This is a genomic window from Variovorax sp. 3319, from assembly GCF_031456585.1.
Classification (GTDB): Bacteria; Pseudomonadota; Gammaproteobacteria; order Burkholderiales; family Burkholderiaceae_C; genus Variovorax; species Variovorax paradoxus_P.
Genome location: NZ_JAVDUZ010000005.1, coordinates 206551 through 225278, shown reverse-complemented (window position 1 = coordinate 225278; position 18728 = coordinate 206551). Strand labels below are relative to the sequence as shown.

Sequence of the window (18728 nt, the reverse complement as noted above, 5' to 3'; positions counted from 1 at the left end):
CCGGTTCGCCGCTTTATGCCTCGAGCGCCTCGAGCGGGCCGAAAAATTCGTAGCGCAACTGCTGCCTGGGCACGCCCAGCTCGAGGCTGTTGGCATACACCGCCTTCATGAAAGGCTTGGGGCCGAGAAAATACAGGTCGACATCGCGGTCGGCCGGCAGTTGCTGCCCAAGCAGTTCGCGCGTGACAAAGCCTGTTGCATGCGGCCGGTCGGATTCACGCGGCGTGTCGTACACGTAGAGCGGCTTCACGTTGGCATGCTGCGCCGCCAGCGCGTCGACCCGCTCGCGGAATGCGTGGGCGCCGCCATGCCGCGCCGCATGAATGAAGTGCACCGGGCGACCGGTGTGCGCCACGGATTCGAGCATGCTCATGGCCGGCGTAATGCCGACGCCGCCCGTTACCAGCACCAGCGGGCGCGGCTGATTGCCCGCGGGCTGCAGCACGAAGTCGCCGCAGGGCGCCTGCGCTTTCAGGATGGTTCCAACGGTTGCGCTCCCGTGCAGCCAGTTCGAGGCACGGCCACCCTCTTCCTGCTTGACGCTGATGCGGTACCACGGCTTGCCCGGCGCATCGGACAGCGAATAGTTGCGCCGGAGCGGCTCGCCGTCGATGTTGAGCACCAGCGTGAGGTATTGGCCGGGCGAAAAGGCGAGGAGCGGGCCGCCGTCGACGGGCTCCAGGTAGAAAGAGGTGATGACTTCGCTCTCCTTCTCGCGGCGGGCGACACGAAACTCGCGCTCGCCGCGCCAGCCGCCAGTCTGGGCGGCGTTGTTGCGATAGACCTCTTCTTCCGCGGCAATCAGGATCGCCGCGAGCGACTCGTAGGCCTCGCCCCATGCAGCAATGATCTCGTCGGTTGCGGCGTCGCCGAGCACGTCCTTGATGGCCTGCAACAGGCAGCCGCCCACCACCGGATAGTGCTCGGGCAGCACACCCAGCGCTGCGTGCTTCTGGATGATGCGCGGCAGCGCACCGGCGATTTCGTCGAGCCGGTCGATGTGCGTGGCATAGGCCAGCACCGCACCGGCGAGCGCGCGCGCCTGGCTACCGGCGGCCTGGTGCGCCTCGTTGAAGAACGCCTTCACTTCCGGATGGCCCTCGAACATGATCCGGTAGAAGTGGCTGGTGATGGCCTCCCCGTGCGCCTGAAGTGCGGGTACGGTGGCTTTGACGATGGCGATGGTCTGCGGGTTCATCTGTGGCTCGAGGATCGGCAGTTGAGATGCTCCTTCTTTCTCACGAACCGTGCCAGTCGCGGCCACCGGCGCAAGTGCCCGCCGGCATTGGGGATTTTGAATACGTGGTCAAATTCGCAACAATACTCGCGTTGTATTTATGACCACAGGCAGTGTCGATTTGACCACTTCAGCGGCATCGCCAGCCTCCGAAGGGCAGCGGTTCCGCTCGCTTCTGGCCGCGGCCCGGGGCCTTGTGCGGTGTGATGCCGCCGCGCTACTGCGGCTGGACGGCGACGTGCTGCGTCCGCTTGCGGTGGACGGCCTGAGCGACGAGACCCTGGGGCGGCAGTTTCCCGTGGCGTCGCATCCGCGCTTTGCGCGCCTGCTGGAGAGCGAACAAGGCCTGCGCTTTGCGCACGATTGCGCCCTGCCCGACCCTTACGACGGCCTTGTGGCGGGACAGCCGGGAATCCTGCCTGTGCACGACTGCATGGGCGCGCCGCTTCGCTTGCGGGGTGCGCTCTGGGGCCTGCTGACGCTGGATGCGCTGGAGCCCGGCGCATTCGAATCAGTGAGCCCGGCGCAACTCGAAGCTCTTGTCGCGCTGGTGGAAACCGGCATCGAGTCGGCCCAGACGATCCAGGAGATGGAAGCGCGCGCCATGCGCGAGCAGGCCGTGGTGCAGGCCCTGCGCTCGGGGCGCGGCGCCACGCGCGAACTGCTCGGAAGCAGCGCCGCAATGAAGCAGCTGTGCAGCGAGATCGACACGGTCGCCGCGTCGGACCTCACGGTGCTGGTGCTCGGAGAAACGGGCGTGGGCAAGGACCTGGTGGCACAGCGCCTTCATGCGCTTTCGAGGCGGCGCGAGCAGCCGCTGGTGCAGGTGAACTGCGCGGCGCTTCCCGAGACACTGGCCGACAGCGAACTCTTCGGCCACAAGCGCGGCGCGTTCACCGGCGCAGTGCAAGACCGGAACGGCAAGTTCGAGATAGCCGATGGCGGCACGCTCTTTCTGGACGAAGTGGGCGAACTGCCGCTGACGGTGCAGGCCAAGCTCTTGCGCGTGCTGCAAAGCGGCGAGGTGCAGCGGCCCGGCAGTGACCGGACGCTGAAGGTCGACGTGCGCGTGATTGCGGCCACCAACCGCGACCTGCCCGCCGCGATTGCGCAAGGGCGTTTTCGCGCCGACCTTTATCACCGGCTCTCGGTGTATCCGCTGGTCGTGCCGCCGCTGCGCGAACGCGGGCGCGACGTGGTCGCCCTGGCGGGCGGCTTTCTCGAGGAGAACCAGCATCGCCTTGGCGCGCGCAACCTGCGGCTTTCACCGGCCTCGAAGGCCGCCCTTCTTGCGCACAGCTGGCCAGGCAACGTGCGCGAGCTCGAGCACGTCATCAGCCGCGCGGCCCTCAGGGCATTTACAGAGCAGGGCCGCGGCGCGCGATGGACGGCCATCGAGCCGCACCACCTGGCGCTGGATGCCGCGGCGAGCGGCGGGCATGCGGTGGAGCCGGCTGTGCCGGTTGCATCGGCACAGACGCCGGCGCTCGATGGGCACGCGAGCTCCACAGGCACTGCGGGCGGCGGCACGCTGCGCGAAGCAACAGCGGCCTTCCAGCGTGCGTGGCTCGCCGATGCGCTGGCGCGGCACAACGGGCATGTGGCCAACGCTGCACGCGAGGCCGGCATCGACCGCAGCAACTTCCACCGCACGTTGCGAAAGCTGGGGGTGCGCCCCTCGGGCGACGAGCAATAGCACCGCAAGAGCCTCCGCTCGATCGGCGAGGCACAAAAAAAGGCGCTGCGGAAAAAACAAAAGGGCTGTACAGTAAACCGATTGGTTCACCATTACATTCCTTCCGGAGCAAGACGATGAACATCCGTGCCTCCGCGCGCCCGGCTGACGCGCTCGATTCGAACTGGTCCATTGTTGCCGCCGGCGCGCTGATGACCTGCGTTGCCATTGGCGTGCTGTTCTCGCTGGCGGTTTTTCTCGAGCCCATGAGCGCGGCCACGGGCTGGTCGCGCGCCGGCATTTCGAGTGCCATGACGCTGGCCTTTTTGAGCATGGGCGTGGCCGGTTTTGGCTGGGGCGCATTGAGCGACCGCTACGGCCCGCGCGTGGTGGTGCTGGCGGGCACGGTGCTGCTGGGGCTTTCGACAGTGCTTGCCAGCCGCGCATCGAGCTTGCTCCAGTTCCAGCTTTTCTACGGCGTGATGATGGGCATTGCCGCGGGCAGCTTCTTCGCACCGGTGATCGCAACCACCGCGTCATGGTTCGACAAGCATCGCAGCCTCGCCGTCTCGCTCGTCTCGGCAGGCATGGGCGTGGCGCCGATGACCATTTCTCCGCTGGCTGCGTGGCTGGTAACGCATTACGACTGGCGCATGGCGCAGTTGATCATCGGCGTTGGTGCGTGGGTTGTGCTGCTGCCCGCAGTTTGGCTTGTTCGCGCAGTTCCCGGCGCGGCCTCCACCACCGCTGGCGGGGCAACCCAAGCGCCTGAGATGAAAGTCGGGGAGGCGCTGCGCTCGCGTGCTTTCCTCGTGCTCGGAATTACCTTCTTCGCCTGCTGCGCGGCGCATTCGGGGCCGATCTTCCACACGGTGAGCTACGCCATCGGCTGCGGCCTTCCTACCTTCGCGGCAGTGACCATCTACAGCATGGAAGGCGCAGCCGGGCTGGGTGGGCGACTGCTCTTCGGCGTGCTGGCAGACAGGGTAGGCGCCAAGCGAGTGCTTGTCGCAGGCTTGCTGATCCAGGCGTTTGCCGCTGCCAGCTATCTGCTGGTCAGCCGGCTCGGCGGCTTTTATGCCGTGGCCATTGTCTTTGGCCTTGCCTATGGCGGCGTGATGCCGCTCTATGCGGTGCTGGCGCGGGACTATTTTGGCCCCCGCATCCTGGGCACGGTGCTGGGCGCGGCGTCGATGCTCTCCAGCCTTGGCATGGCGCTGGGTCCGGTGCTGGGCGGCTGGCTCTTCGACCGCTACGGCAGCTATGCCTGGATGTACATCGGCTCCATGGCCGTGGGGCTTGGCGCAGTGCTCATCGCACTCACGTTCCCCCGAACGGACCACGCGGGCAAGCAACCGCGCCTGCAGCCGGCGGGGTAGCGAGCCCGGCCCTGGCTATGGGCGCTCGTCTTGCACCGGCAGCGGCGCCACCTGGACATTGTTGCGACCCGATCTCTTGGCCTGGTAGAGCATCTCGTCCGCGCGCCTGACCAGCGTGGCGGCGTCCGCGTCGCCGCCTTGGTAGAACGCCAAGCCGATGCTCAATGTGATGTTGATCGTCAGCTGAGGTTGTTGCTGCTGCTCGATGGCAAACGGTGCTTGTGTGGCCGCGACGAGCTTCGCGGCAGCAGACACTGCAATGTCGGTGTTGGGCAGGCCTTCCATGATCACCGTGAACTCGTCGCCGCCGAGGCGCGCGCGAATATCGGTGGAGCGCAGCCCATGCGACAGCCTGTTAGAGAAGGCCTTAAGAAGCTCGTCTCCCGCCTGGTGGCCGAACTGGTCGTTGACCTGCTTGAAGCCGTCGATGTCCAGGTACATCAGCGCCATCAGCGCACCGGCGCCGCGGCTGCGCTCCATGGCCTCGCCCAGGCGCGCCTGAAAGCCCGCACGGTTGGCAAGTCCGGTGAGCGGATCGATCTGCGCCAGGTTGACCAGGCGCTTTTCCTCGAGCTTCTGGCGCGTGATGTCGGTGATGACGGCGTGGAAGCCGACGATGGTGTCGGCATTGGCGGCCGGCTGCGGAATGTACTGGGCCTCGTAGCAGTTGTAGCTGTCGCTTTGCGTGTCTTCACTCTGAAAGGTGACCACTTCGCCGGCCAGCGCGGCGCGTATGTGCGGCTTCACGCTCTCGTAGGCGGGTTCGCCAAGCAGTTCTTGCACGGTGTGGCCCTGGATCTGGTCGCGCGAGAGGCCGAATTCGCGCTCGTAGGCCAGGTTGTTGAAGCGGTAGCGCTCGTCCGCGTCTATGTAGGCCACGCGCATGGGCAGTGCATCGGCCACCGTGCGCAGGCGGGCTTCGCTCTCCTGAAGCGCTTCTTCTGCCTCATGGTGCGCGGTAATGTCGCTGTCCAGCGTGTAGAGGCCCATGACCCTGCCCTGTTCGTTGCGCTCCGGAACCAGCGTGGCCTGAATGTCGCGGCGCCCACCGGGGCCCATCACCCTTCGCTCGTAGGTAACCTGGCGCCCCGCGAGCGCCGCGCGAAGGTGCGGCTCCATCTGGGCCCAGGCCTCGTCTCCGTAGAACTCGCGCATGCTGCGGCCGATCAGCTTTTCGGGGTCGACACCGAACCAGTCCTGGTAAGCCTTGTTGACGAACCTGAAGCGCAGGTCCCAGTCAAGGTAGGAGATCAGCGCGGGCAGGTGGTCCGTCACCATGCGCAGGCGGTGTTCGCTGTCGCGAAGCGCCTGCTCCGCCGCCTTGGCTGCAGAAATGTCGCGCATCAGGCCCGAGAAGTACTCCACCTTGCCGTGCTTGTCGCGGTGCGCAATGACCATGTGGCTGACAGGAAACTCCCGGCGCTCGGCGTCCCACACCATCGACTCGCCGACCCATACCCCGTTGGCAAGTGCCGTGGGCACCACTTCAGACCTGAACCTCTCGATGGTCTTGGGCGGATTGAAGTCGCTCGCGCTCAGCTGTTCGATAGGCGCGTCGAGACGCAGCCCGGTGCGGATGCGCGCCGCCGGGTTCATATAGATGAGCCGGCCCGCCGCATCGAGCTGGACAATGTAGTCGGTCGTCATGTCGAAGATGGCCGTGAGCGTGCGAAGGGCCTGATCGGCCCGCGTGCGCTCGGTGATGTCGGCCACCGTTCCTACATGGCCGAGGACGCGGCCGCCGACGATCACAGGCCGGCTCTTCAATGCCACCAGCACGCGGGTTCCATCCCTGCGATGCAGCCGGCGAGTCGCGCTGAATGGCTCTGGCGTGTTGACAAGACGAATCCATTCCTTGCGCACCTTTTCGCGGATGTCCTCGCGCACCAGCGTGAGCCATCCCTGTGCGGCGTCTTTCCGCTCCAGGCCGTGGATCGCGAGGTACTCGTCGTTCACGTAGGTGGCGCGGCCTTCAGTGTCTGAACGGAACAGTCCCACGGGCGATGCGTCGGTGACTGCCGCCACCTCGAGGCGCTGCTCGCGCAGCTCGGCCATCAAGGCGTCGAACTCGCGTGCCAGTTCGCCGCGCTCGTCGTTGGCGGCAACATCGAGCCTGACCTGGCTGTCGGGCGAATGCCGCAGCGTGCGGATCGCATTGGTCAGCGCCTCCAGCGGGCGCATGACCCATGACGTACCCAGCCAGACCAGGAGCGCACAGCCCAGGCCCAGCCACAGCAATTGCAGCAGCAAGGCTTGCCTTGCCTGCTCCAGCGGGGCGTAGGCAATGCTCGCCGGCACGACCAGCCGCAGCTCCCAATCGGCATTGCGTATGGTGGCGCGCGTCGCGAGATCGTTCAGGGTGCCATCGGTTGGCGCCACGGCAGCTGCGCTTGCCGGCTTCAGCAGCAGGGTGGAATCGTGATGCATGACCACCTGCGGAGATGCGTCGCGCGTGACGATCACGTAGTAGCCGCCCCGGCCGACCGTGGCCTGGCTCATGTCGCCGAGCATGTTGGCGCGCTGCAGGTTCAGCGCTGCGCCCAGTACGCCGATGAGGCGGCCGTCGGGTGTTTCGACTGGAACCGCCATGACCACCGCGGGCTGCTTGCCGCCCTTGGTAAGCAACGGTGCGGAGATGGCCGGCTGCCGCAGGTCGCGCACTTGCCGGAAGTAGTCGCGATCGGCAACGTTCGGCGGGTCGCTCGCCGGCGGGTTGATGGCCACGATGGTGCCGTCCAGGTTGGCGAGCGCGGCGTTGTCGAACATCGCACGCAGGTCGACGTCGGCAAGAAAGCGTTGCCGCGCCTCGGGGTCGTCGAAGCCGCGCGCGCCCAGCTCCCGCGCCGCACGCGCGAGAGCGGCCACATGAACACCCAGCTTGTAGTCGAGATCGGCCGCGGCGCTTTCGGTGAGCGCCTGCTGCTGCTCGCGCATCAGGTTGAGGTACTCGCTGGACAGGTTGCGGTACTGCCACCATCCCGTTGCACCGACAAGGGCGAGCACGAGAGAAGTGACCAGCAGTGCCGTCTTCGTTCTCAGCTTGAGCCGCACTTGGTTTCCTTCACGAGGACGGTTGTTCCTGGCCGCATTTTTCGATGATAGCAACGGCCTTTTTTCTCACCTCCGCAGCAGCCAAGCCAGGGGCGCCGCCTGCGTCGGCAAGCCGTATGCCACTGGCAATGACACGCGGATTTGCGTATGGTCTGGTGCGTTCCACGGATTGGCCGAAAACCGTTGCCCGACATCGACCTGCCTTCTCAACCAAGGAGAACCAAGATGGTCAGCAAGAACACGATTTGCCTTTGGTATGACCGCGACGCCCTGGACGCCGCCAAGTTCTACGCCGAAACCTTTCCGGACAGCTCGGTAGGCGCAGTCCATCGCGCGCCGGGCGACTATCCATCGGGAAAGCAAGGCGATGTCTTGACGGTCGAGTTCACCGTGATGGGCGTTCCCTGCCTTGGACTGAACGGTGGGCCCGTGTTCAAGCACAGCGAGGCCTTTTCATTTCAGGTGGCAACGGACGACCAGGCCGAGACCGACCGGCTGTGGAACGCGATTGTCGGTAACGGCGGCCAGGAAAGCGAGTGCGGCTGGTGCAAGGACAAGTGGGGGCTGTCGTGGCAGATCACGCCCCGCGCCTTGATCGCCGCCATTTCCGACCCCAACCCGGCGGCGGCCAAGCGCGCGTTCGAAGCCATGATGGAGATGAGGAAGATCGACATTGCGACGATCGAGGCGGCCCGGCGCGGTTGATACGCCTTCCTTTGCCTAGGGGTGCCAGTGCAGTTGAAATGTAGTACGTTAGAATTCATTTCAAGCACATATTGATTCGCCGGCTGGCGCGCATCGGGAATCAAGCGAAGCAGCACAGCGCGAGCACCACGCACTCCAACGCCGCACAACGGGCGACGACAACATGACGATCAACGAAGACCAATGTCTGGTTTCCAGCGCCGCGGAACGCATCGGCGAAGCCGAAGTGTTCGAGGCACAGATCACCACCATGGCCTCGATGTTGCGCGCGATGTACATGGCGCATCCTGCTCCGGAAAGAGTCAGGCACTACTTCGACCAGTTGATCGCCCAATTGCTGTCGAGCCCGTATGTGAGCGGCGACCCGGATCGCCAAGCGATCCTGCAAGACGCGGCGGAAAGCCTCACTCGCCGCATGCCGGCAGCCGAGGCGGGCTAGCGCACGAAAACTGCCCGTCCAAACAATCCATGAGCGCGCGCAACTCGTAATGGCGGGATGCGCAGTGAAAGCAATTTCGAGCTGACACGACGGATCGCGGAACTCAACGCAGTTGCGAACCAACTGGTTGATGAATCTGCGCGCCTGCGCAAGAAGGCGGCAATCCTGAGGGCCGAATACGCGAAGGTGCGGCTCGGCTCTCGGCAGGAGGCGCCGGCTTCGTCTGGCAGGCGCGCCTTGACGTAGAGGCCCCGCGCGCTGTCAGCAAAAATAAAAAGGGCCTGGTTCGTTGGAACCAGGCCCTTTTAAATCCTTGTTTGACAAGGCAATGTTGGTCGGTGTGAAAGGATTCGAACCTTCGACCCCTTGCACCCCATGCAAGTGCGCTACCAGGCTGCGCCACACACCGAAGCTCTCAATTATAGCCGGCTGAAATCACCGTCCGACGGTCAGCAGCTCACGAATTTCAAAGAGTTCGCGCCGCAAGTGCAGCAACTGGGACGGATCGATCGTGCGAGCCGCACTTTCAGAACCCGGCTCGTCCTCGTGAACGGCCGCATCGAACTCTTCCTGGTCGATTTCAACGGCCTCCATTCCCTCGAGCGGCACCATGCCCGCCTTGCGGCGGTCGCGTTCGCCCTGCACGAGTTCTTGCAGCTTGTTGCGCGCGCCGCTGATGGTGAAGCCCTGGTCGTAGAGCAGATCGCGGATGCGACGGATCATGAGCACTTCGTGGTGCTGGTAGTAACGCCTGTTGCCGCGCCTCTTCATGGGACGCAGTTGCGTGAACTCCTGCTCCCAATAGCGCAGCACATGCGGCTTGACGCCGCAGAGTTCGCCGACCTCACCAATGGTGAAGTAGCGTTTGACGGGAATGGGCGGGAGCGTTTTCTCCATTGAAATCAAGACCGTGCGCGGGAAACCTTAGAGATTACTCTACGCACCCGCGCAGCACCAAGCACTTATTCCGCGCCCAGGCTCCACTCGACTTCGGAAGTGCCGCTCTGCTCGATGCTTCCGTGGATCTGTTCCTTGAGCTTGGCGCTCGCGTGAAAGGTGGCCACGCGGCGCTCGCCGATTGGAATGGCTTCGCCGGTGCGCGGATTGCGGCCCGGCCGAGGCGCCTTCACGCGGATCTGGAAGTTACCGAAGCCGGAGATCTTCACGTCCGTGCCGTCGATCAGGCTGCTGGCGATGAGGTCGAAAAACGCCTCGACCATGTCCTTGGATTCGCGCTTGTTCAGGCCGATCTGCTCGAACAGCAAATCGGCCAGGTGCGCCTTGGTGAGTGCGGGCGTTTCGAGGGCTTCGAGCGTGAATTCCGCAGCGTTCATTCTCATCAACCCCTCAGGCGTGCGCCGAGCTTGGCGCTCAACTGTTCGACGATGGCGCGTACGGCCGGCTCCACCTGCTCGTCCGTCAACGTGGCGCTATCGTCCTGGAAGCTCAGGCGCACGGCCATGCTCTTCTCCCCTTGCGCCAGGCCGCCCGATGTGGGCACGGCACCATCACGCGCCGGTTGGGGGCGATAGATGTCGAACAGCGTGGCGTCCCGCAGCAAGCCCTGGGCTGCCGCAGCCGAATGAATGGTCTGCATCAACGCATTGTGCGTGACGGCCTCGGCCACGACTACGGCAATGTCGCGCTCGACGGCCTGGTGCTTGGGCACAGGCTTTGCCACGGGGAGGGGGCGAGCAGCAACAGCGTCGAGGTCGAGTTCGAAAACCACCGGAGCCAGGGCAAAGTCCCACTTCTGGCGCCAGCGCGGATGCAGTTCGCCGACGAAGCCGATGGCCTTGCCGTCGACCAGCACGCGCGCAGAGCGGCCGGGGTGCAGGGCGGGATGCTCGGCCGCCTCGAAGCTAGGCACCAGTGGCGCCAGCAATGCTTCGACGTCGCCCTTCGCGTCGTAGAAGTCGACACGGTGCGGCTTGCCGTCCCAGCGTGTTTCTTCGGCATCTCCCCATGCAAGACCAGCCACTCGCATCGGCTGGTGAACGCCGCGCACAGTGCTGTCGGTGGTGGCCACGCTGTCGTCGCGCATGAACACGCGGCCCAGTTCGAACACCCGCACGCGCGGTGCCTTGCGGTCGAGGTTGAACTTGAGCACCTGCAGCAGCGAGCCGATCAAGGAAGAGCGCATGACGCTCATCTGGCTGGCAATCGGGTTCAGCAGCTTCACCGGATTGGTGTTGCCTGCGAGGTCTTGCTCCCAATGCGCCTCGACAAAGCTGAAGTTGATGGTTTCCTGGTAGCCAAGCGCCGCCAGGCTGCGGCGCACCGCGAAGCGGCTGCGCCTGGCTTCAGGCCGCACGCGCGCGGTAATGGGCGCCAATGGAGCGGTTGTCGGCAGGTTGTTGAAGCCGATCAGGCGAGCGACCTCTTCGATCAGGTCTTCCTCGATCAGCAGGTCGAAGCGGTGCGGCGGCGGCGTGACGGTCAACGTGCCCTCGCCTTCGTTGAGCGCGAAACCGAGGCGGCGCAACGCGTCGGCGCATCGCGCCTGCGTGAGCGGCATGCCGATCACACGCGCGGCGCGCGCCACGCGCAGCGTGACGGGCATGGCTTCGGGCACGTTCAGTACCTTGTCGTCCATGGCGCCGGCCTGGCCGCCGCAGATCTCGATGATGAGCTGCGTGATGCGTTCGATGATCTCGACCGTGCGGCTCGGGTCGACACCGCGCTCATAGCGGTGCCCTGCGTCGGTCGAAAAGTTGAAGCGGCGCGAGCGGCCCTGAACGGCTTCGGGCCACCAGAACGCGGCCTCGACGTAGATGTTGCGGGTGTCGTCGGACACCGAGGTCGCGTCGCCGCCCATGATGCCGGCAAGCGACTCGACTGCTTCGTTGTCGGCGATCACGCCAACCTTGTCGTCGACGCTGATGGTGTTGCCGTTGAGAAGCTTCAGCTGCTCGCCCGCCTTGCCCCAGCGCACCGTGAGGCCGCCGTGGATCTTGTCGAGGTCGAAGATATGGCTGGGCTGGCCGTACTCGAACATGACGTAGTTCGAAATGTCGACGAGCGGCGTCACGCTGCGCTGGCCGCAGCGCGCCAGGCGATCGACCATCCAGGCCGGTGTGGCGACCTTGGTGTTCACGCCGCGCACGATGCGGCCCGAAAAACGCCCGCAGAGTTCGGGCGCCTCCACCTTCACCGGCAGCACGTCGGCAAACGATGGTGCGACCGGCGCGATGGCCGGCGTGTTGAGCGGTGCGCCAGTGAGCGCTGCGAGTTCGCGCGCAATGCCGTACACGCTCAGGCCGTGAGCCAGGTTGGGCGTGAGCTTGAGGGTGAGCAGCGCATCGTCGAGCTTGAGCACGTCGCGCACGTTGGCGCCGACGGGTGCATCAGCGGCGAGTTCGAGCAGACCGCCATGGTCTTCGCTCAACTGCAGTTCGCGGGCGGAGCACAGCATGCCTTGGCTCTCGACACCACGCAGCTTGCCGAGCTTGATGAGAAAGGGCTTGCCGTCTTCGCCGGGCGGCAGTTCGGCACCCACCAGCGCACAAGGCACCTTGATGCCGACGCGCGCATTGGGTGCGCCGCACACGATGTTGAGCAAGGCGCCCTGCCCCACGTCCACTTGGCACACGCGCAGGCGATCGGCGTTCGGGTGCTGCACCGCTTCCTTGATTTCGCCGACGACGATGCGGCTGAAGGGCGGTGCCACGGGGCGGCGTTCTTCGACCTCGAAGCCGCCCATGGTGAGCGTTTCGGCCAGTTCGGCACTACCGAGGGGCGGGTTGCAGAACTCGCGCAGCCAGGATTCCGGGAATTGCATCTCTTCGATCTCGTATTCGGTTTTTCTAGTATTGAACTGGGCAGGTCACTGGAACTGCGAGAGAAAACGCAAGTCGCCGTCGAAGAACAACCGCAAATCGTTCACGCCGTAGCGCAGCATCGTGAGCCGGTCGGGCCCCATGCCAAAGGCAAAGCCGATGTAGCGCTCCGGGTCGAGCCCCATGTTGCGCACCACGTTCGGATGCACCTGGCCCGAACCTGCGACTTCGAGCCAGCGCCCGGCCAGCGGACCGCTCGCAAATTGGATGTCGATCTCGGCGCTGGGCTCGGTAAACGGAAAGAAGCTTGGCCGAAAGCGCAGTACGAGGTCGTCGCTCTCGAAGAAGGTGCGGCAGAAATCGGTGAACACGACCTTCAGGTCCTTGAAGCTCACGTTTTCGCCGAGCCACAGGCCTTCGCACTGGTGGAACATGGGCGAATGCGTGGCATCGCTGTCGACGCGATAGGTGCGGCCCGGTGCAATCACGCGTATTTCGGGCGCCTTGGCCGCACCGGTGGTGTCGGCAGCTGCCGCAGCAAACTCGGCAGCGTATTTCTTGATGTGCTGATGCGCATAGCGCACCTGCATCGGGCTGGTGTGCGGGCGCAGGTTGTAGGGAATACCGTCGTCGCCATTCAGGTCGACATAGAAGGTGTCCTGCATCGACCGCGCAGGATGGTTCGGCGGGTTGTTGAGCGAGGTGAAGCTGTGCCAGTCGCTCTCGATCTCCGGGCCGTCGGCCACGTCGAAGCCCATGCTCGAGAAGATCTCCTCAATGCGCTCCAGGGTGCGGCTCACCGGGTGGAGGCCGCCAGGAATGCGGCGACGGCCAGGCAGGCTCACATCCAGCGCCTCTGCGCGCAGTTGCTGCGAAAGCTCTTCGTCGGCCAATTGCTGGCGCCGGTCGGTAAGCAAGGACTCGATGGCCTGCTTGGCCACGTTGATTGCGGCGCCGCGCGACTTTTTCTCGTCGACGCTGAGCGCGGCCATGCCCTTCATCAACTCGGTGATGCGGCCGGATTTGCCGAGGAACTGCGCCTTGGCGTTCTCGAGCTCGGCGGGCGTTTTCGCTTCGGCGAAGGCAACGCGTGCGGTGTCGACCAGGGAGTCCAACTCGTTCATAGCAACAAAAATTAGGCGGGGAAATAAAAAAAGAGCTGGAGCCTTTTCAAGCGCCAGCCCTTGTGTCGTGGGCGCAGGAGGCTGCCACGAAGACAGCCGCCCTGCTGTACAGAATCAAGCAGCCAGCTTGGCCTTGACCTGCTCCACGATGCCGGCAAAAGCGGCCTTGTCGTGCACTGCGATGTCCGCAAGCATCTTGCGGTCGATCTCGATTCCGGCCTTGCGGATGCCGTTTGCGAACTGGCTGTAGGTCAGGCCCAGTTCACGCGAGGCGGCGTTGATACGCGCGATCCACAGTTGACGGAACACGCGCTTCTTGGTGCGGCGGTCACGGTAGGCATATTGCCCAGCCTTCATTACCGCCTGTTTGGCGATGCGGAAGACATTACCGCGGCGACCACGGAAACCCTTGGCGAGTGCGAGAACTTTCTTGTGGCGGGCGCGAGCCGTTACACCACGTTTGACGCGAGGCATGTGTGTACTCCTTGTTCGTCTGAGTTAAATGCCACGGCCTGGCAGCATGGCGGCGACCGAAACCATGTTGGTTTCATGCACTGCCACTGCACCACGGAGGTGACGCTTGTTCTTGGTGGTCTTCTTGGTCAAGATGTGACGTTTGAAGGCTTGACCGCGCTTGACGGTGCCACCGGGACGAACGCGGAAACGTTTTTTCGCGCTGCTCTTGGTCTTCATTTTGGGCATATGAATGCTCCTTTAGTTTGTGCTCGTGAGGCGCCGCAGATACTCCACGGACTTGTTGGCCCCGAGACACTTCTTTACTCCGCCCCTGCCGGCACTTCTTTCGAAGCGCCTGCAGGGGCGAAATTCTTGAACCCTGCTATCTCTTCTCTGCCGCGCAGCCGCCTTTTCAGGCTGCTGCAGGCGCCGACGTTTCCGACGACGCTGGCTTGGCGGCACCGCCGCCTGGCTTCTTGCGGCCGGGAGCGATCATCATGATCATCTGGCGGCCTTCAAGCTTTGGAAACTGCTCGACGACGATAAGGTCGCCGAGCTCATCGCGAATGCGCTGCAGCAAAGCCAGACCGAGCTCCTGGTGCGTGATCTCGCGGCCGCGAAAGCGCAGCGTGATCTTGCATTTGTCACCCTCTTCAAGAAAGCGCTTGATATTGCGCATCTTGATGTTGTAGTCACCATCGTCGGTACCGGGGCGGAACTTGATTTCCTTGACCTCGATGACCTTCTGCTTCGACTTTGCCTCGGCTGCCTTCTTCTGCTCGTGGTACTTGAACTTGCCATACTCGATCAGACGGCAGACAGGCGGATTGGCCGCGGCAACGACCTCTACCAGATCCACGTCGGCCTCACCGGCGAGGCGCAATGCCTCGGAGAGACTCATAACACCCAATGGCTCGTTTTCCGGGCCTACAAGGCGGACTTCCGGGGCCATGATTTCCCGGTTCAGGCGGTGTTGGCGTTCCTCGCGGTGGCGGCGGTCGCGAAATGCAGTAGCGATGGTCAGAATCCTTTAAAAGTTGCTACAAAATCTGTAGCGGACGCCGGTCAGTTCTCGCGAACAAGCGGCAAAATGGGCCAGGAAACACAGATGAGGGTGCTTCCGGCACAAATCAACGCTTGTCAGCAATATCCTGAACGAGCCGTAGTACGAACGATTCGAGGGACATTGCACCGAGATCTTGATTGCCCCGGGCGCGCACTGCGACGGCACCAGCTTCCTTTTCCTTGTCGCCTACGACGAGGATGTAGGGAAGCTTTTGCAACGAATGCTTGCGTATTTTATACGTAATCTTCTCGTTGTGCAGGTCCAGCTGGACCCTAAGCCCTTGATTCTGCAGCGTTTTCGCCACTGAAGCAGCGTAATCGGCCTGCCCCTCGCTGATATTGAGCACCGCCACCTGCACCGGAGCGAGCCATGCGGGCAGCGCGCCGGCATGGTGTTCGATCAGCATGCCGATGAAGCGCTCCAGGCTGCCAACAATGGCGCGGTGCAGCATGACCGGGTGGGCGCGGCCACTCGATTCGGTCACGTACTCGGCACCCAGGCGCTCCGCCGTGTTGAAGTCGACCTGCATCGTGCCGCACTGCCACTGGCGTCCCAAGGCATCCTTCAGCGTGTATTCGATCTTCGGGCCGTAGAAGGCGCCATCGCCGGGCGAGATGATGAAGTCGACGCCCGAACGCCGAAGCGCCTCCATCACCGCATGCTCGGCCTTGTCCCACAGCTCGTCCGAACCAACGCGGTTGTCGGGCCGCGTTGCAACCTTGTAGAGGATGTCCGTGAAGCCGAAGTCGGCGTACACCTTTTGCAGCTGTGCCGTATAGGCCACGCACTCTTCGAGGATCTGGTCTTCCGTGCAGAACACGTGGCCGTCGTCCTGCGTGAAGCCGCGCACGCGCATGATGCCGTGCAGCGCGCCGCTGGGTTCGTTGCGATGGCACTGGCCGAATTCGCCATAGCGCAGCGGCAGGTCGCGGTAGCTGCGCAGGTCGCTCTTGAAGATGAGCACATGCCCCGGGCAGTTCATCGGCTTGAGCGCGTACTCGCGCTTTTCCGATTCCGTCGTGAACATGTTGTCGCGGTAGTTCTGCCAGTGGCCCGTTTTCTCCCACAGGCTCTTGTCGAGGATCTGCGGGCCCTTTACTTCCCAGTAGCCCGTGTCGCGGTAGATGCCGCGCATGTACTGCTCCACGGCCTGCCACACGGCCCAGCCCTTGGGGTGCCAGAACACCACGCCCGGCGCCACTTCGTCGATATGGAACAGGTCGAGTTCCTTGCCCAGCTTTCGGTGGTCGCGCTTCTCGGCCTCTTCGATGCGCTGGATGTACTGGTCGAGTTGCTTCTTGTCGGCCCAGGCCGTGCCGTAGATGCGCTGCAACTGCTCGTTCTTGGCGTCACCGCGCCAGTAGGCGCCGGCCAGCTTCGTGAGCTTGAAGACCTTCAGGAAACGCGTGTTGGGCACGTGCGGGCCGCGGCACATGTCGACGTATTCCTGGTGGTAGTAAAGGCCCATGGCCTGCTCGTCGGGCATGTCCTCGACGAGGCGCAGCTTGTAGTCTTCGCCGCGCGATTTGAAAACCTCGATGACTTCGGCGCGCGGCGTCATCTTCTTGACCACGTCGTAGTCCTGCGCAATCAGCTCGCGCATGCGCGCCTCGATGGCGGCCATGTCTTCGGGCGTGAACGGGCGCTCGTACGAAATGTCGTAATAAAAGCCTTCTTCGATCACCGGGCCGATGACCATCTTGGCCGTTGGGTACAGCTGCTTCACGGCGTGGCCGACCAGGTGGGCCGTCGAGTGGCGAATGATCTCCAGGCCCTCGTCGTCCTTGGGCGTGATGATCTGCAGCCTGGCGTCACGGTCGATGACGTCGCTGGCATCGACCAGCTTGCCATCGACCTTGCCGGCCACTGTCATCTTGGCGAGCCCCGGTCCGATGGACTGGGCAACTTCGGCCACCGAAACCGGGCCGGGGAACTCGCGGCGCGAGTTGTCGGGAAGCGTGATCTGGATCATGAAAAAACCTCGGGCGGAAAAACAAAAAAAGCGCGGTGATTGCCGCGCTTTGCCTGGTGTGAGAGCTGGAAGAAACCAGCGTGCGCGGTCTACCGGCCTTTTCCTTCGATGAAGAAAAAGCCGCTGAATCCTTGCGGAGTAGTTCGCGGTGTCATAACCAGGGTGCCTTTCTCGCTCTTGTTGGGTGCAGAGACCGCGATTCTATCCGCTGCCGCTTCAGGCCGCCGGCATCGGGCCTTGCCAGCCCGGACGAAAAAAGCCCGGCACAGGCCGGGCTCCGAGGTGACCGCGAACCGCCTGGGCAGGCGATTCGACGAACAGCCGACTCAGTGGAACTGCTCTTCTTCGGTCGAGCCGGTGAGCGCCGTGACGCTGGACTTGCCACCCTGGATGACCGTGGTCACCTCGTCGAAGTAACCGGTGCCCACTTCCTGCTGGTGCGACACGAAGGTATAGCCGCGGTCGCGCGCTGCGAACTCGGGCTCTTGCACCTTCTCGACATAGGCCGACATGCCGCGCTGCACATAGTCTTGCGCCAGGTCGAACATGTTGAACCACATCGAGTGGATGCCGGCCAGCGTGATGAACTGGTACTTGTAGCCCATGGCGCCCAGTTCCTTCTGGAACTTGGCAATGGTGGCGTCGTCGAGGTTCTTCTTCCAGTTGAACGACGGCGAGCAGTTGTAGGCCAGCATCTTGCCCGGGTGCACCTTGTGCACGGCTTCGGCGAATTTGCGGGCAAATTCGAGGTCGGGCGTGCCGGTTTCGCACCACACCAGGTCGGCGTAGTACGCGTACGCAACAGCGCGGCTGATGGCCTGGTCCATGCCCTTCTTCGTCTTGTAGAAGCCTTCGGCGGTGCGCTCACCCGTCAGGAAGGGCTTGTCGTTTTCGTCGTAGTCGCTGGTGATGAGGTCGGCTGCTTCGGCATCGGTACGAGCAATCACGAGCGTAGGCGTGCCGCAAACGTCAGCTGCCATGCGCGCGGCGATGAGCTTCTGCACGGCCTCTGTGGTGGGCACGAGCACCTTGCCGCCCATGTGGCCGCACTTCTTGACGGAGGCGAGTTGGTCTTCGAAGTGCACGCCGCCCGCACCGGCCTTGATCATGGCCTTCATCAGCTCGAAACCGTTCAGCACGCCGCCAAAGCCGGCTTCTGCATCGGCAACGATGGGCGCGAAGTAATCGACATAGCCCGCGTCGCCGGGGTTCACGTTCTTGGACCACTGGATTTCGTCCGCGCGGCGGAAGGTGTTGTTGATGCGCTCAACCACGTTCGGCACCGAATCCACCGGATACAGCGACTGGTCAGGGTACATCGACGAATAGCTGTTGGCATCCGCCGCAACCTGCCAGCCCGACAGGTAGATGGCCTTCACGCCAGCCTTCACCTGCTGCATGGCCTGGCCGCCCGTCAGCGCGCCGAGGCAATTGACATAGGGTTCGTTGTTCACCAGCTCCCAGAGCTTTTCGGCACCGCGGCGTGCCAGCGTGTGCTCGATGGGGAACGAGCCGCGAAGGCGCACCACGTCGGCCGCGCTGTAGCCGCGCTTGATGCCCTTCCAGCGGGGATTGGTGGCCCAGTCTTTCTCGAGGGCGGCAATTTGCTGTTCGCGGCTCAGTTGTTCGGTAAGGGTCTGGGGCATGGTCACTCCGTGAGGTTGATTGAAGGATGGGCGCTGCGGCCGTGGAGTTACTTTAAGCCCAAGCAATACTCTTATGTCTTATAGAAGACATATTTTTGCGCTTTAAAAATCAATCACTTAGCGACGTATTTCTCCATGCGAAATTATTTTTCTCATATTGAGAAAAAATATTGCGGCGCAGCAGCGTCCAATTTCGCGA

General features: G+C 63.6%; 15 protein-coding genes and 1 tRNA gene. 4 read left to right on the top strand and 12 right to left on the bottom strand.

Annotated elements, in window-relative coordinates; genetic code table 11:
* Positions 1-13: 13 nt before the first annotated feature.
* Positions 14-1198, bottom strand: a complete 1185-nt coding sequence (hmpA, locus tag J2X67_RS12560) for an NO-inducible flavohemoprotein (RefSeq protein WP_309953419.1) — start codon at positions 1196-1198, stop codon at positions 14-16.
* A gap of 139 nt (positions 1199-1337) precedes the next feature.
* On the opposite strand from hmpA, the gene norR reads away from it, so the two are divergent.
* Both norR and J2X67_RS12550 read left to right on the top strand, forming a co-directional pair.
* Positions 1338-2933, top strand: coding sequence for a nitric oxide reductase transcriptional regulator NorR (gene norR, locus J2X67_RS12555; RefSeq protein WP_409050488.1), 1596 nt, complete (start codon positions 1338-1340; stop codon positions 2931-2933).
* A gap of 116 nt (positions 2934-3049) precedes the next feature.
* Positions 3050-4291 (top strand): MFS transporter, encoded by a 1242-nt coding sequence (locus J2X67_RS12550; RefSeq protein WP_309953415.1) that lies wholly within the window; start codon positions 3050-3052, stop codon positions 4289-4291.
* A 15-nt stretch (positions 4292-4306) separates the two neighbouring features.
* Here J2X67_RS12550 and J2X67_RS12545 read toward each other — a convergent pair whose 3' ends face one another.
* A complete protein-coding gene (locus J2X67_RS12545) occupies positions 4307-7342 on the bottom strand; it encodes a PAS domain S-box protein (protein WP_309953414.1) in 3036 nt (1011 codons plus the stop codon).
* 225 nt (positions 7343-7567) lie between these two features.
* Here J2X67_RS12545 and J2X67_RS12540 point away from each other — a divergent pair, with 225 nt between their 5' ends.
* Positions 7568-8047 (top strand): VOC family protein, encoded by a 480-nt coding sequence (locus tag J2X67_RS12540; RefSeq protein WP_309953413.1) that lies wholly within the window; start codon positions 7568-7570, stop codon positions 8045-8047.
* 163 nt (positions 8048-8210) lie between these two features.
* Positions 8211-8486, top strand: coding sequence for a hypothetical protein (locus J2X67_RS12535; protein ID WP_309953412.1), 276 nt, complete (start codon positions 8211-8213; stop codon positions 8484-8486).
* Positions 8487-8818: 332 nt separating this feature from the next.
* Here the strand turns inward: J2X67_RS12535 and J2X67_RS12530 are convergent.
* From J2X67_RS12530 to aceA, 10 genes are all read right to left on the bottom strand, one after another.
* Positions 8819-8895 (bottom strand) — tRNA-Pro (locus tag J2X67_RS12530).
* 26 nt (positions 8896-8921) lie between these two features.
* Positions 8922-9383, bottom strand: a complete 462-nt coding sequence (locus J2X67_RS12525; protein WP_309953410.1) for a MerR family transcriptional regulator — start codon at positions 9381-9383, stop codon at positions 8922-8924.
* A 65-nt stretch (positions 9384-9448) separates the two neighbouring features.
* Positions 9449-9820, bottom strand: a complete 372-nt coding sequence (locus J2X67_RS12520) for an integration host factor subunit alpha (protein WP_309953408.1) — start codon at positions 9818-9820, stop codon at positions 9449-9451.
* Positions 9821-9825: 5 nt separating this feature from the next.
* Positions 9826-12267, bottom strand: coding sequence for a phenylalanine--tRNA ligase subunit beta (gene pheT, locus J2X67_RS12515; protein ID WP_309953407.1), 2442 nt, complete (start codon positions 12265-12267; stop codon positions 9826-9828).
* Between the two features lie 45 nt (positions 12268-12312).
* On the bottom strand, positions 12313-13389 hold the full coding sequence (gene pheS, locus J2X67_RS12510) for a phenylalanine--tRNA ligase subunit alpha (protein ID WP_309953406.1): 1077 nt from the start codon (positions 13387-13389) through the stop codon (positions 12313-12315).
* Positions 13390-13503: 114 nt separating this feature from the next.
* Positions 13504-13863, bottom strand: a complete 360-nt coding sequence (gene rplT / locus J2X67_RS12505) for a 50S ribosomal protein L20 (protein ID WP_012747009.1) — start codon at positions 13861-13863, stop codon at positions 13504-13506.
* 24 nt (positions 13864-13887) lie between these two features.
* Positions 13888-14091, bottom strand: coding sequence for a 50S ribosomal protein L35 (gene rpmI / locus J2X67_RS12500; RefSeq protein ID WP_007832497.1), 204 nt, complete (start codon positions 14089-14091; stop codon positions 13888-13890).
* Positions 14092-14257: 166 nt separating this feature from the next.
* Positions 14258-14872, bottom strand: coding sequence for a translation initiation factor IF-3 (infC, locus tag J2X67_RS12495; RefSeq protein ID WP_309953670.1), 615 nt, complete (start codon positions 14870-14872; stop codon positions 14258-14260).
* 103 nt (positions 14873-14975) lie between these two features.
* Complete coding sequence (gene thrS, locus J2X67_RS12490) at positions 14976-16883, bottom strand: threonine--tRNA ligase (RefSeq protein ID WP_309953404.1); 1908 nt, start codon at positions 16881-16883, stop codon at positions 14976-14978.
* A 326-nt stretch (positions 16884-17209) separates the two neighbouring features.
* Positions 17210-18529, bottom strand: coding sequence for an isocitrate lyase (aceA, locus tag J2X67_RS12485; RefSeq protein WP_126748901.1), 1320 nt, complete (start codon positions 18527-18529; stop codon positions 17210-17212).
* Positions 18530-18728: the final 199 nt, after the last annotated feature.